We start from the raw sequence: 12,338 nt of genomic DNA, 5'->3' as shown, positions 1-12,338 counted from the left end.
GCTAGCGCGCCCCGCGAACAGCGCGGGCCGCGTCGCGCGCTGGTGAGTAGGTTGCCAGTCTGACTAGGTTGATGCATGATCTAGTCATGCAACCTGATGAGCCGTGGCCGAGCGAGTGGCTGCGCGGCGTCATGGACGTGTGCGTCCTCAGCGTCCTCGCCGACGGCCCCACGTACGGGTACGCCATCGCGGCGCGGCTCGCCGACTCCGGCCTGGGCGTCGTCAAGGGCGGCACCCTCTACCCGCTGCTCAAGAGGCTCGAGTCCGCCGGTCACCTCACCGTCGAGTGGCGCGCCGGCGACGGTGGGCCGGGCCGCAAGTACTACGAGCTCACCGCCGTCGGGCGCAGTCAGCTCGACGCGTGGGCCGAGCAGTGGTCCGCCTTCGTGGGCCTCACGTCCGCCATCATCACGCCCACCACCACGCCCCGCACCGGTGCGCTCGCACCCGCCGACCCCGAGGAGACCCCATGAGGCGCACGCTCAAGGAGAAGCACGCGGCCTTCCGCTACTCGACCGAGCGTGAACTCGCCCCGCACGTCGAGGAGACGTGGGCGGAGGCGTTCATCGTCGAGCTCCGCCTCCTCGACGTCAGCGGCGAGCACATCGGAGAGGCCCTGAGCGAGATCGAGTCCCACTGCGCCGAGAGCGGCCAGCCCGCGGCCGACGCCTTCGGGGAACCCGTCGCCTACGCCCGCAGCCTCGACCTGCCTGCCGCCCCCGGCTCCGGGACCGCAGGGATCTTCCGCGCCGCGATCCCGTCCGTCGTCCAGGTGATCGGGATGCTCGTCCTCGTCTGGGCGTTCAGCGACTGGCGGCGGTTCGGTGCCGTGGAGGTCACCGTCGGTCAGGTGGTGACGCTGGCCGTGGTCCTCGCCGACATCGCCGCGCTCGTCGTCCTCGCCGACCGAGTGCTGCGGTTCGTGATCCGCGCACCGTTCCGAGCGACCTTCCTCTTCTCGGCGCTCTCGTTCCTCGTCATCATCCCGTTCGTGCTGCTCGACGGTGTCATCGCCACCGTCCCCCCGGCCCCCGTCATGGTGATGGGGGGCGTCGTTCTCCTCGGAGGCGTCGGCCTCGAGCTGACACGCTGGCACCGCGACGACGTCGACGACCCCGTCCTCTCGCCGCTCCAGCCCGCCGACACCCCGACCTCCCGGGGGTGGCGCGTCTGGAAGTGGGTGAGCCCCTTCATCATGCTCGTGTGGACGGCGGGCCTGCTGGTGCTCGTCTGGTTCACGGTCCCTGTCGCCTGAGGCGGAGCCTTCTCACCCCGTCGGCCGGTGCAGTGGTCCGCCTTCGTGGGCCTCACGTCCGCCATCATCACGCCCACCAACCCCCAGACCGGTGCGCCCGCACCCACCGACCCCGAGGAGACCCCATGAGGCGCACGCTCAAGGAGAAGCACGCGGCCTTCCGTTACTCGACCGAGCGCGAGCTCGCCCCCCACGTCGAGGAGACGTGGGCAGAGGCGTTCATCATCGAGCTCCGCCTCCTCGACGTGAGCGGCGAGCACATCGGCGAGGCCCTGAGCGAGGTCGAGTCCCACTGCGCCGAGAGCGGTCAGCCCGCCGCCGACGCTTTCGGGGAACCCGTCGCCTACGCCCGCAGCCTCGACCTGCCCGCCGCCCCCGGGTCGGGGACAGCGGGGATCTTCCGCGCCGCGATCCCGTCCGTCGTCCAGGTGATCGGGATGCTCGTCCTCGTCTGGGCGTTCAGCGACTGGCGCAGGTTCGGGGCCATGGAGCTCACCGTCGGTCAGGTCGTGTCCCTCGCCGTGGTCCTCGCCTGCATCGGTGGTTTCGTGGCCTTCGCCGACGCCGTGCTGCGGTTCCTGCTCCATGGGACGTTCCGCTCGAATCTCCTCTTCGTGGTCCTCTTCGGGGCGCTCGCGGCCCTCACATTCCTCCCGCTCCTGCTGCTCGACGGCGTCATCGCCACCATTCCGGCGGTCCCGGTCATGGTGGTGGCGGGCCTCGTCCTCCTCGGAGGGGTCGGGCTCGAGCTGTCGAGCTGGCACAGCGACGACGTCACCGACCCGGTCTCCTCGCCGCTCCACCCCGCCGAAGCCCCGACTTCTCGGTGGTCGCGCATCTGGCTGCGGCTGAACCCGTTCGTCATGCTCCTGTGGACCGCCGGGATCCTCGCGTTCATCTGGTTCGGGCTGCCCCCCGCCTGACCTGTCGGGCAGGCGCGATCCGGGCCGACGGGCGGACAGCAGGGCATCCGCCCGAGGGTCGGTACCCGGCTCATCCTTCTGGACTCCACGGGCACCCCGGCGGCGTGGAGGATGCCCCCACGGGTGGATCCCACGCCCCTCGCAGCACGGCAGAATTGGGGCATCCACCCGCCTCACCTCGAAGGATGCTCCTGATGACCGCTCCCGCACGTACCGCCCCGGACCGCGTCGGCCCGCTCCGGACGTCCCTCGCGTCGTCGCCCTGGGCCGTGCCGCTCGGGGTCTTCGTCCTCTCTGCGGTGACGTGGTTCGGGTGGTTCGCCCACAAGGAGTACGTGATCTCCCCCGAGGGCAACCAGTCCGGCCCGTACGCCACGTGGCAGGCCGTGGGGGCCGTCGCCACCCTCGCGGTCCTCGCGCTCGTCGCCGCCTACCTGCTGCGCCCGCGTCTGGTCGCCGCGTGCGTCGCGTCCGGCTTCACGACCGGCTTCGCCGTCGAGGGCCTGCGGTCCGACGAGTCGGGTCTGTGGATCGTCGGCGCGGGCCTCGTCCTGGTGGGGACGTTCTCCGGCGCCGCGTTCCTCGCGTCGACGGTGGCCCGACGGCGCGGCGGGGCGTCGCACGCCTGAGCGGCGACGCCCCCGGACGCGTCAGACGCGGACGACCATCTTGCCCGTGTTCTCGCCACGCATGAGGCCGAGGAACGCGTCGAACGTGTTCTCGATGCCGTCCACCACGGTCTCGTCGAGCCGCACGTCGCCCGCCGCGACCCATCCGCCCATCTCCTCGAGGAACGCCGGCATGTGCTCCTGGTGGTAGCCGACGATGAAGCCCTGCAGGGTGAGGCGCCGCGTGACGATGTTCGCCATGTTGCCGGGGCCCGACGCCTTCTCCGTCGAGTTGTACTGCGAGATCGCACCGCACAGCGCTGCACGCCCGCCGTCGTTGAACGAGTCGAGCGCCGCCTCCAGGTGGTCGCCGCCCACGTTGTCGAAGTACACGTCGATGCCGTCCGGCGCCGCCTCGCGCAGCATCTCGGTGACGTCACCGGACCGGTAGCTGAAGCCCGCGTCGTACCGGTAGCGCTCCGTCAGGGCGGCGACCTTCTCGTCGGAGCCCGCGCTGCCCACCACGCGGCCCGCGCCCTTGAGGCTCGCGATCTGCCCCACCATCGAGCCGACCGCACCCGCGGCGCCCGACACGAACACCGTGTCGCCCTCCTGCATGCGCGCCACGTGGAGCAGGCCCGCGTACGCCGTGAAGCCCGTCATCCCGAGCGCCCCGAGGTACGCGGACGACGGCACGCCGTCGATCGGCTGCACCACGCGGAAGCGTGACGCGTCGCCCTGGGCGACGTCCCGCCACCCCATCTCGTGGATGACGAGGTCGCCCTCGGAGACCGCGTCGCTGCGGCTCGCGACCACGCGACCCACGGCCGCGCCGGTCATCGTCTCGCCCAGCTCGTAGGGCGCCACGTAGGAGCGGGCGTCGCTCATGCGACCACGCATGTACGGGTCCACGGACACGAACTCGTTCTCCACGCGGACCTCGCCCTCGGCGAGGTCCGGCAGGTCGACGTGCACGGTGCGCACATCGTCCGCGGTGGGCCACCCCTGAGGGCGGGAGACGAGCTGGACCTGGGTGCTGCGAGCCATGGGATCCTCCTGGGACGCTGGTTGTGGAACGATCAGTTCAAATCTATCCTTGCACACGGGGCACGCAACCCCGCGCCCACCTCATCGCCCCCAGGAGAACCCATGGGACGGCCACAGGCCTTCGACACCGCCACCGCGGTCCGCGCCGCCCGCGACCTCTTCTGGGACCGCGGCTACGACGCCACGTCCCTCGCCGACCTCGAGCACGCCACCGGCCTCAACCGCTCCAGCCTCTACAACGCCTTCGGGAGCAAACGGGGCCTCTTCGACCACGCCGTCCGCGACTACCTCGACACCGTCGTCGCTCCCCGCCTCGCGCCCCTGCGCGCCCCCGGCGCCGGACCCGACGCCGCCGTCACCTACCTGCGCGAGCTCGCCGACGTCCTCGCCGACGACCGCTCCCGCTCCGCCCGCCTCGGGTGCCTGCTCGTCAACACCTCCACGAGCATCGCCGCGCACGACGAGACCCTCGCCCGCACCGTCGCCGCGCACCGCGACGACCTCGTCGACGCCTTCACCGACGCCCTCACGCCCTGCCCCGACCTCGACGCACCCCGCGTCGCCCGCACCACCGCGGCCCTCACCATCGCCGCTCTCACCGTCGCGCGCACCGCACCCCAGGCCGCAGCCGAGCTCCTCCGCGACGCCGCCACCGACCTCGCCGCCCGCACCGGGCCCACCCACCAGGAGCACCCGTGACCACCCCCGCCCTCGCGCGACCTCGCGTCGTCGACGCGTCCCTCCTGCTCGTCGCGGCCGCCTGGGGTCCACCTACTGGGTGGCCAAGGAGCTCGTCACCACCCAGACCGTCCTCGGCGTCCTCGCCGTGCGGATGGTGGCCGCCGCGGCGCTCCTCGGGCTCCTCGTCGCGCTCGCCCGCAGGCGCGTGCACACCCGCGACCTGCGGCTCGGCGTGCTGCTCGGGCTCATCCTCGCGTCGATCTTCCTCGTCGAGACCTTCGGGATCGCCGGGACCAGCGCCACCAACGCCGGGCTCATCATCAGCCTCACCATCATCATCACGCCCCTCCTCGAGACCGCCCTCGGCGGTGCCCCGCTGAGCCGGTGGTTCTACGGGGCCGGGCTGCTCGCCGTCGCCGGGGTCGCGCTCCTGTCCGGCGGGATCGGCGGCACCTTCCGGTGGGGCGACGGCCTCATCCTCGTGGCCGCCGTCGTGCGCGCCGTGCACGTCACCACCATGCACAAGCGGTCCGTGCCGGAGAACGACAACCTCCACCTGACGTTCGTGCAGATGAGCACCTGCGCCGTGGTGTTCGTCGTCGGATCCCTGCTGTGGGGGACGTCCGTGCCGGACTACGTGCGGACCCTCGACACCACGGCCACCCTCCAGCTCGCCTACCTCGTGGTCCTGTGCACCGTGTTCCCGTTCCTCGTCCAGATGTGGGCCGTGCGCACCACGTCGCCCACCCGGGTGAGCCTCCTCCTCGGCACCGAACCCGTGTGGGCCGCCGCCGTCGGCATCACCCTGGCCGGCGACGCCTTCGGCCTCCCCGGCGCCGCGGGGATCGTCCTCATCCTCGCCGGCACCTTGTGGGGCCAGCAGATTGAGGCACGACGACGCTCCGACGTCGCGCCCGCCGTCGAGGTGCCCGTCGCGGTCGCCCCTTCCGGGACCCCGGGGACGACGCCCGCTGTTGCGGTGCCCGCGGCCGCGTCCGACGATGACTCACGATGACCGAGCAACCAGAGCTGGAGAACCTCGACGGTGACGCCGGGCACGCGGTCGAGGGCTCCGGCCACCGCGACGCCGACGAGCTCCGCGACCCCTCGCCCCGCACCGACGGGTACGCACCCCTGCGCGCGTACGCCGCGATCGGCGACGGCCGCACCATCGCCCTCGTCGCCGACGACGGGTGCATCGACTGGTTCCCCACACCCGACCTCGACTCGCCGCCCGCCTTCGCGAGCATCCTCGACGCCCGCCACGGCGGCTGCCTCGAGCTCGCCCCCACCCGGCCCTACCGGCTCCGCCGCCAGTACATCGTCGGCACCAACGTGCTCGCCACCACGTACGTCACGGACACCGGGACGGTGCGCGTCACGGACTCCCTGAACACCGGCGTGGCCGGGCGGCTGCCGTGGAGCGAGCTGGCCCGACGCGTCGAAGGTCTCGAGGGCACCGTCGCGCTCACGTGGCGCGTGACGCCCGGCACGGTCCTCAACACGGCGTCGCCGTGGGTCCACGACACGGTCCACGGGCCCGTGCTGCGCGTCGACGGCGTCACCCACGCCGTCCGTCTGCTGGGCGAGACCACCACCGTCGTCACCTCCCAGGACGTGAGCGGTGTTCTCACCACCTCGCCCGGCTCGCGCCACACGGTGGGCGTCGTCGCCACGAGCGGCGAGCCCCTCTTCCTGCCCGCCCCCGAGACCGTCGACGCCGGGATCGACCGGACCGTCGACAACTGGCGGGCCTGGACCCAGGCGTTCCACTACGACGGCGCGTGGGGCAAGGCCGTGCAGCGCAGCGCTCTCGCCCTCAAGCTCCTCCTCCACGCCCCCACGGGCGCCATGGCCGCCGCGGGCACCACGTCCCTGCCCGAGAGCTGGGCGGGCGGCAAGAACTGGGACTACCGGTACGCGTGGATCCGCGACACCGCGTACGCGGTCGATGCGCTCGTCGGGTTCGGGCTCCGCGAGGAGACGCACGCCGCGACCAGCTGGATCGTCCGGACCCTCCGCGAGAACCACGCCCGCGTGTTCTACGAGCTCGACGGCAGCCTCCCCGACAAGCACCGCGAGGCGCTCGTCCCCGGGTGGCGGGGCATCGGGCCCGTCGTCAACGGCAACAGCGCCGACCAGCAGCTCCAGCTCGGTGTGTACGGCGACCTCCTCGCCGTGGTGCGCGGCTACGTCGACGCCGGGAACCTCCTCGACGACGAGACGGGCCGGCTCCTCGCGTCCCTCGCCGACGAGGTGTGCGACGTGTGGCGCCGCCCCGACGCCGGCATGTGGGAGCTGCACGACGAGCAGCACTTCACGACGTCCAAGCTGGGCTGCTGGCAGGCGCTGCGCTGCGCGGTGCACCTCGCCGAGCTGGGGCAGATCCCCGGCGTCCCCGACCGGTGGCGCGCCGAGGCCGACCGTATCGCTGACTGGGTCCACGAGAACTGCTGGGACGACGAGCGCGGCACGTACGTCATGGCACCGGGCAGCACGGACCTCGACACGTCGATCTTCCTGCACGCCCTGAGCGGGTTCGACACCGGCGAGCGCATGAGCTCGACCATCGACGTGCTCCGCGCCGAGCTGGGCGACGGCCCCCTGCTGTACCGGTACAGCGGCATGGCGGACGAGGAGGGCACGTTCACGGCGTGCGCGTTCTGGGGTGTCGCGGCCCTCGCCACGGTGGGACGCAAGGACGAGGCCACCGAGTGGATGGACGAGCTCCTCGAGCAGGCCAACGACGTGGGCATCTGGTCCGAGATGATCGACGCCCGCACCGGCGAGTTCCTCGGCAACCTGCCCCAGGCCCTCAGCCACCTCGCGCTCGTCCGGGCGGCCCTGGCCCTCGCCCCCTGACCCCCTGCACGTCTTCCAGCACGCTCCGTCATGCTCCGGCTGAGGGTCAGGCCGGTGCGGGGACCTCGACGGGCTCGACACCGAGCTCGGCGAGCAGGGTGAGGATGCGGCCGCGGATCTCGTCGCGGATGGGGCGCACCGAGGCGATGCCCTGACCGGCGGGGTCGTCGAGCTTCCAGTCCTCGTAGCGCTTGCCCGGGAAGACGGGGCAGACGTCGCCGCAGCCCATGGTGATGACGACGTCGGACGCCTGGACGGCCTCGGTGGTGAGGACCTTGGGCTGCTCGGCACGGATGTCGACACCGACCTCGCGCATGGCTTCGACGGCCACGGGGTTGATCTGCTCGGCCGGCATGGACCCGGCGGAGCGGACCTCGACGGCCCCGCCCGACAGGGCGCGCAGGAACCCTGCGGCCATCTGGGAGCGGCCGGCGTTGTGGACGCACACGAACAGGGCGCTGGGACGGTCGGTCTGAACGGTCACGAGGATCTCCTGGGTTCGGGATGGTGCGGTGCTGGCAGTCAGAGCGGCGAGCCGCGGCCGACGGGGCGTGCTCATGTGGACAGGGCGCACGCTCAAGGCGCCGCATCGTCCACAAGAGCACGACCCGTCATGCGCCGGCTGGAAGCTGGTCAGGGGTGCGGGTGGTCGGGGAGGAGGTCGGCGAGGAGGGCGCGGACGCGGCGGTCGAGCTCGTCGCGGATCGCCTCGGTGCCCTCGGGGGAGGCGAGGGCGGGGTCGCCCACCACCCAGTCCTCGTAGCGCTTGCCCGGCAGGACGGGACACGTGTCGCCGCACCCCATGGTGATCACGACGTCGGCGGCGCGCACGGCGTCGTCCGTGAGCGGCTTGGGGAAGGCGTCGACCGCCCCCAGGTCGGCGAGGAGCGGCCGCACCCCGGGGTGGACGTCGCCCGCGGGCGCGGACCCCGCGGACCGCACGACGACCGCGTCGCCGGCGTGGTGCCGCACGAGTGCGGCGGCCAGCTGGGACCGCCCCGCGTTGGCGACGCACACGAACAGCACGCGCGGCCGGGTGTCGACCTCGTCCGTCCCTGCGGCCACGAGGTCGTCGAGGCGTTGGCGGGCGAAGCGCTCGGTGTTGACCACGAGGTGCGTGCGGACGGTGGACCGGCGGGCGAGCGCCGTGTAGCTCTCCCGGACGGTGCGCAGCACGACGCTCGCGGAGAGGTCGGGGAACCGGGCGGCGAGGTCGTCGGCCACGCGGTCGAGGGTCGCGTCGACATCGGTGAGCCCGGACGGCGCGTGGCCGCCGGGTGCGGCCTCGACGGCGGCTGCCGCGAAACCCTCGAGGAGGACCGGCACGGCTGCCGTGTACGCGTCGGCCACCCGGTAGTGCACCCACGTCCCCCGGCGCTCCGAGGTGAGGACGCCGGCGTCCTTGAGGACCTTGAGGTGGTGCGAGACGGTGGGTTGTGACACGTCGGCGACGGTCGCGATGTCGCACACGCACGCCTCACCGGTGGGCGACGTCGCGACGAGCGACAGCATGCGCAGGCGCAGCGGGTCGCCGAGCGCGCGCAGGGCGGTCGCGACGCCGGCCGCGGCGTCGGCGCCCATGGCGTGCGACGCGGCGGGAGCGGACGTCGTGCAGGCAGATTCGCCCGCGCCCGCGCCCGCGCCCGGGCTCGCGGACGTCGCCGCGGTCACGACCGCGCCCCGGCGTCGTCGGTGTCACGGGCGGGCGCCATGGAGGCGACGGGCGCGACGGGCAGGTACGGGTCGACCCCGAACCAGCGGCGCGCCAACCACAAGGACACGTACACGAGGCCCACGAGGACGGGCACCTCGATGAGAGGGCCCACCACCCCGGCGAGCGCCTGGCCGGACGTGGCGCCGAACGTCCCGATGGCGACGGCGATGGCGAGCTCGAAGTTGTTGCCCGCGGCGGTGAACGCGAGGGTCGTGGAGCGGGCGTACCCGAGACCCAGGGCCTTGCCGGCGGCGACACCGACGAACCACATGACGAAGAAGTACACGAGCAGCGGCAGCGCGATCCGCACCACGTCGACGGGGTTGGACGTCACGGCCTCGCCCTGGAGGGCGAAGAGCAGCACGATGGTGAACAGCAGGCCGTAGAGGGCCCACGGCCCGACGCGCGGCACGAACCTCTCCTCGTACCAGTCACGGCCCTTGCTGCGCTCGCCGATCCACCGGGAGGCGAACCCGGCGACGAGGGGCACCCCGAGGAACACGAGGACGTTGAGGGCGATCTGCCCCATGGACACCTCGAGGCCCTGCGTGTCGAGGCCGAGCCAGCCGGGCAGGACGGTGAGGTAGAAGTACCCGAGGAGGGAGAAGGCGACGACCTGGAAGACGGAGTTGATGGCGACGAGGACTGCGGCGGCCTCGCGGTCGCCGCAGGCGAGGTCGTTCCAGATGACGACCATGGCGATGCACCGGGCGAGCCCCACGATGATGAGGCCGGTGCGGTACTCGGGGACGTCGGGCAGGAAGATCCACGCGAGGGCGAACATGAGCGCCGGGCCGACGAGCCAGTTGAGCACGAGGGAGCTGATGAGGAGGCGCTTGTCGCCGGTGACGGCGCCGACCCGGTCGTAGCGGACCTTCGCGAGGACGGGGTACATCATCACGAGGAGCCCGACCCCGATGGGGACGGAGATGCCACCGACCTCCATGGCGGTGAGCGCGTCGGAGAGGGCGGGGACGAACCGGCCGAGGACGAGCCCGAGGACCATCGCGAGCCCGATCCACACGGGCAGGAGACGGTCGAGGGTGGAGAGGCGGGCGGCTGCGGCGTCGGGTGCGGTGGGTGGTCCGGGGGAGCCCTGAGGCGCCTGTATCGACATGCGCCTATATTGACGGACTTCGAGACAGAGGGCAAGGACCGGTGGGGGCTACCCCAGCGCCACAGGCAGGATCCCGCGGCGGGTGCGGCCGGCGATCTCCTCGAGGGCACCGGCGAGCGTCGGGTGGGCGAACTCGAACCCCGAGCCGAGGAGCACCGCGGGGTGCACCCATCGGCTCTTGAGGACGAGCTCGGGCTCAGTGCGGATGAGGCGCCCCCCGAGCTCGAGGAGCCACGCCGGCGTGGGGACGCCCACCGGCCGGCCGAAGACCTCGCGCACCTGGCGCATCGTCTCGGAGTTCGTCTCAGGGTTCGGGGTCGCGACGTTCACGGGCCCCTCGAGCTCCGGGTGGGCCGCGAGGTGGAGGACCGCCGCGGTGACGTCGTCGGCGTGGACCCAGCTGAACACCTGGTCGCCGTCGCCCATGCGGCCGCCGAGCCCGAGGCGGGCGAGGTTGATGAGCGGGTTGACGGCACCGCCGCCGGTGCCGAGCACGATGGACATGCGCAGCGCGACCTTCCTCACGTCCGTGGGGGCGATGTCGAGCTCGTGCTCCCATGCGCGCGCGACCGCGACGGACAGTCCGGTGCCGATCTCGCCGGTCGCCTCGTCCATGGGGCGGTCCCGGGCGTCGCGGTAGATGGTGCCGGTGCTCGCGTTGACCCACAGCTCCGGCGGCGCCGAGGAGTCACCGAGCGCCCGCCCCAGCGCCGCCGTCGTGGTGACGCGGGACGAGAAGATCTCGTCGACGGTGCGCTTGGTGTACCGGCAGCTCACGGACCGACCCGCGAGGTTCACGACGAGATCGGCGCCCGTGACGGCGCGCACGAGACCGGCGTGGTCGTCCCACGACGCGTCGTCGCCTGCGCGTCGTCCGATGGTGCGCACCCGCACGCCGGCCTCCTCGAGGCCGCGCACCAGGTGCTGCCCGACGAACCCGGACGCGCCCGCGACGACCGCGGTGCGCAGCCGCGCCCCGGCGCTCATCGGGTCACCGCCCGGGTGCCGAGGGTCTCGGTGAGGCGCACGATGTCGTCGACGAGCCCGCGCGCGATGGGCAGCCGGGACAGGTTCACGGCCTTCGCGATGACGGGCGAGACCCGGTCGACGAGGACGCGGGTCCGTTCCTGGTCGGGCGACCCGTCGCTCACCCAGTGCAGGGTGACCCCGAGGTACGCGAGCCACAGGAGGGTGGGGAGCTGGGTCTGCAGCGACCGCGAGGGGCGGTGGCGGGATGCGGTCACGGCCTGACGCATGAGGTCGACGGCCATGGTGCGGGCCTCGCCGGACCGCTCGGAGAACGGGCTGGCCGGTGACGTGGACGGCAGGGCGGTCTGCACGAACGTCGCCCCGAACCCGTGGTACGGCGCCATGACGTCGATGCCGGAGTGGAGGACGGCCCGCAGGTTGTCCTCCAGCGGGGCGTCCTCGCGCAGCCGCGGCAGGGCGAGGGCCCGGTGCTCGCGCTGGACGACGAGATAGAGCTCGTGGACGAGCTCCTCCTTGCCGGCGAAGTAGTAGTAGGCGTTCCCGAGGGACACCCCGGTCTCGGTGGCGATCCGACGCATGGTCGTCGCCTGGTATCCCTCGGAGCGGAAGAGGCGCAGGGCGGTCTCGACGAGCCGCTCCCGGGTGTCCGTGCTGTTCCTCGCCATGCCCGCTCCTGTGCCGTGTCCGTCGACGTCCGATGTTGAACGTGTTCAACATCGAGCGTAGCAGGCACCTTTGAACATGTTCAGCCAACCGCCGAAGGAGAACGATTCACCGACCGCGGGTAGGTCGAATCGGAGCGCTCCGGACGCATCGTCGCAGGTCAGACCCCACCCGGGTGAAAGTGCCGCCATAATCCGCGGCGAACACTTGGTGACCTCTAGTCTCTATCCAGACCAGGAGCAGACCTGGGAGTTCGAGAGGAGCGCAGGTGCAGTCAGGACGACTCGGTGACGACGAGGCGGACCGCCGCCAGGTGTGCCGTGGCATGGACGGAGCGGTGACCTTCTCCTATCGCGTGACCCTCCTCGCCGGTGCCCCGCCCGTTCCCCGCGGCCCCCGCAAGGGCCCCGAGCCCCACTGGGAGGACCACCCCGGGCTCGTCCGTGCCGGCGCCTCCGGCGACGGCGCCTGACCGGAC

At 72.4% G+C, this 12,338-nt stretch carries 14 protein-coding genes; 8 read left to right on the top strand and 6 right to left on the bottom strand.

Features of this window, described 5'->3' with window-relative positions; genetic code table 11:
* Positions 1-86 precede the first annotated feature (86 nt).
* The 4 genes from JAV76_RS01345 (at position 87) to JAV76_RS01330 (ending at position 2,807) form a co-directional block, all read left to right on the top strand.
* A complete protein-coding gene (locus tag JAV76_RS01345; RefSeq protein WP_230401684.1) occupies positions 87-473 on the top strand; it encodes a PadR family transcriptional regulator in 387 nt (128 codons plus the stop codon).
* Positions 470-1,255, top strand: coding sequence for a DUF1129 domain-containing protein (locus JAV76_RS01340; protein ID WP_198732210.1), 786 nt, complete (start codon positions 470-472; stop codon positions 1,253-1,255). The genes JAV76_RS01345 and JAV76_RS01340 overlap by 4 nt, the downstream gene beginning before the upstream one ends.
* A gap of 125 nt (positions 1,256-1,380) precedes the next feature.
* Entirely contained in the window at positions 1,381-2,178 is a 798-nt protein-coding gene (locus JAV76_RS01335) for a hypothetical protein (protein WP_198732209.1), read from the top strand.
* A gap of 194 nt (positions 2,179-2,372) precedes the next feature.
* Positions 2,373-2,807 carry a hypothetical protein gene (locus JAV76_RS01330; protein WP_198732208.1) on the top strand — a complete coding sequence of 145 codons (435 nt, stop codon included), beginning with the start codon at positions 2,373-2,375 and terminating at the stop codon, positions 2,805-2,807.
* 21 nt (positions 2,808-2,828) lie between these two features.
* Here the strand turns inward: JAV76_RS01330 and JAV76_RS01325 are convergent, their stop codons facing one another.
* Positions 2,829-3,833: an NADP-dependent oxidoreductase gene (locus JAV76_RS01325; protein ID WP_198732207.1), complete on the bottom strand. Its 1,005-nt coding sequence runs from the start codon at positions 3,831-3,833 to the stop codon at positions 2,829-2,831.
* Between the two features lie 102 nt (positions 3,834-3,935).
* On the opposite strand from JAV76_RS01325, the gene JAV76_RS01320 reads away from it, so the two are divergent.
* The 3 genes from JAV76_RS01320 to JAV76_RS01310 all read left to right on the top strand — a co-directional run bounded on the left by JAV76_RS01320 (position 3,936) and on the right by JAV76_RS01310 (position 7,376).
* The gene (locus tag JAV76_RS01320; protein ID WP_198732206.1) at positions 3,936-4,532 is read left to right on the top strand and encodes a TetR/AcrR family transcriptional regulator; all 597 of its coding nucleotides are present in this window, start codon (positions 3,936-3,938) and stop codon (positions 4,530-4,532) included.
* Between the two features lie 61 nt (positions 4,533-4,593).
* Positions 4,594-5,529: a DMT family transporter gene (locus JAV76_RS01315; protein WP_230401744.1), complete on the top strand. Its 936-nt coding sequence runs from the start codon at positions 4,594-4,596 to the stop codon at positions 5,527-5,529.
* Positions 5,526-7,376, top strand: a complete 1,851-nt coding sequence (locus tag JAV76_RS01310) for a glycoside hydrolase family 15 protein (protein ID WP_198732204.1) — start codon at positions 5,526-5,528, stop codon at positions 7,374-7,376. The genes JAV76_RS01315 and JAV76_RS01310 overlap by 4 nt, the downstream gene beginning before the upstream one ends.
* A gap of 46 nt (positions 7,377-7,422) precedes the next feature.
* Here the strand turns inward: JAV76_RS01310 and JAV76_RS01305 are convergent, their stop codons facing one another.
* The 5 genes from JAV76_RS01305 to JAV76_RS01285 all read right to left on the bottom strand — a co-directional run bounded on the left by JAV76_RS01305 (position 7,423) and on the right by JAV76_RS01285 (position 11,862).
* Positions 7,423-7,794 (bottom strand): arsenate reductase ArsC, encoded by a 372-nt coding sequence (locus tag JAV76_RS01305; RefSeq protein ID WP_230401743.1) that lies wholly within the window; start codon positions 7,792-7,794, stop codon positions 7,423-7,425.
* Between the two features lie 215 nt (positions 7,795-8,009).
* A complete protein-coding gene (locus tag JAV76_RS01300) occupies positions 8,010-8,957 on the bottom strand; it encodes a metalloregulator ArsR/SmtB family transcription factor (protein ID WP_198732419.1) in 948 nt (315 codons plus the stop codon).
* An 86-nt stretch (positions 8,958-9,043) separates the two neighbouring features.
* On the bottom strand, positions 9,044-10,207 hold the full coding sequence (gene arsB / locus JAV76_RS01295) for an ACR3 family arsenite efflux transporter (RefSeq protein WP_198732202.1): 1,164 nt from the start codon (positions 10,205-10,207) through the stop codon (positions 9,044-9,046).
* A gap of 48 nt (positions 10,208-10,255) precedes the next feature.
* Positions 10,256-11,194: a TIGR01777 family oxidoreductase gene (locus tag JAV76_RS01290; protein WP_198732201.1), complete on the bottom strand. Its 939-nt coding sequence runs from the start codon at positions 11,192-11,194 to the stop codon at positions 10,256-10,258.
* On the bottom strand, positions 11,191-11,862 hold the full coding sequence (locus tag JAV76_RS01285) for a TetR/AcrR family transcriptional regulator (protein ID WP_198732200.1): 672 nt from the start codon (positions 11,860-11,862) through the stop codon (positions 11,191-11,193). The genes JAV76_RS01290 and JAV76_RS01285 overlap by 4 nt, the downstream gene beginning before the upstream one ends.
* A gap of 266 nt (positions 11,863-12,128) precedes the next feature.
* Here JAV76_RS01285 and JAV76_RS01280 point away from each other — a divergent pair, with 266 nt between their 5' ends.
* Positions 12,129-12,332, top strand: coding sequence for a hypothetical protein (locus JAV76_RS01280; RefSeq protein ID WP_198732199.1), 204 nt, complete (start codon positions 12,129-12,131; stop codon positions 12,330-12,332).
* Positions 12,333-12,338: the final 6 nt, after the last annotated feature.

This window comes from Sanguibacter suaedae, from assembly GCF_016342785.1.
In the GTDB taxonomy this organism is placed as follows: Bacteria; Actinomycetota; Actinomycetes; order Actinomycetales; family Cellulomonadaceae; genus Sanguibacter; species Sanguibacter suaedae.
Note: the sequence above shows the minus strand (reverse complement) of the source record. Positions and strands in the feature narration are given on the sequence as shown.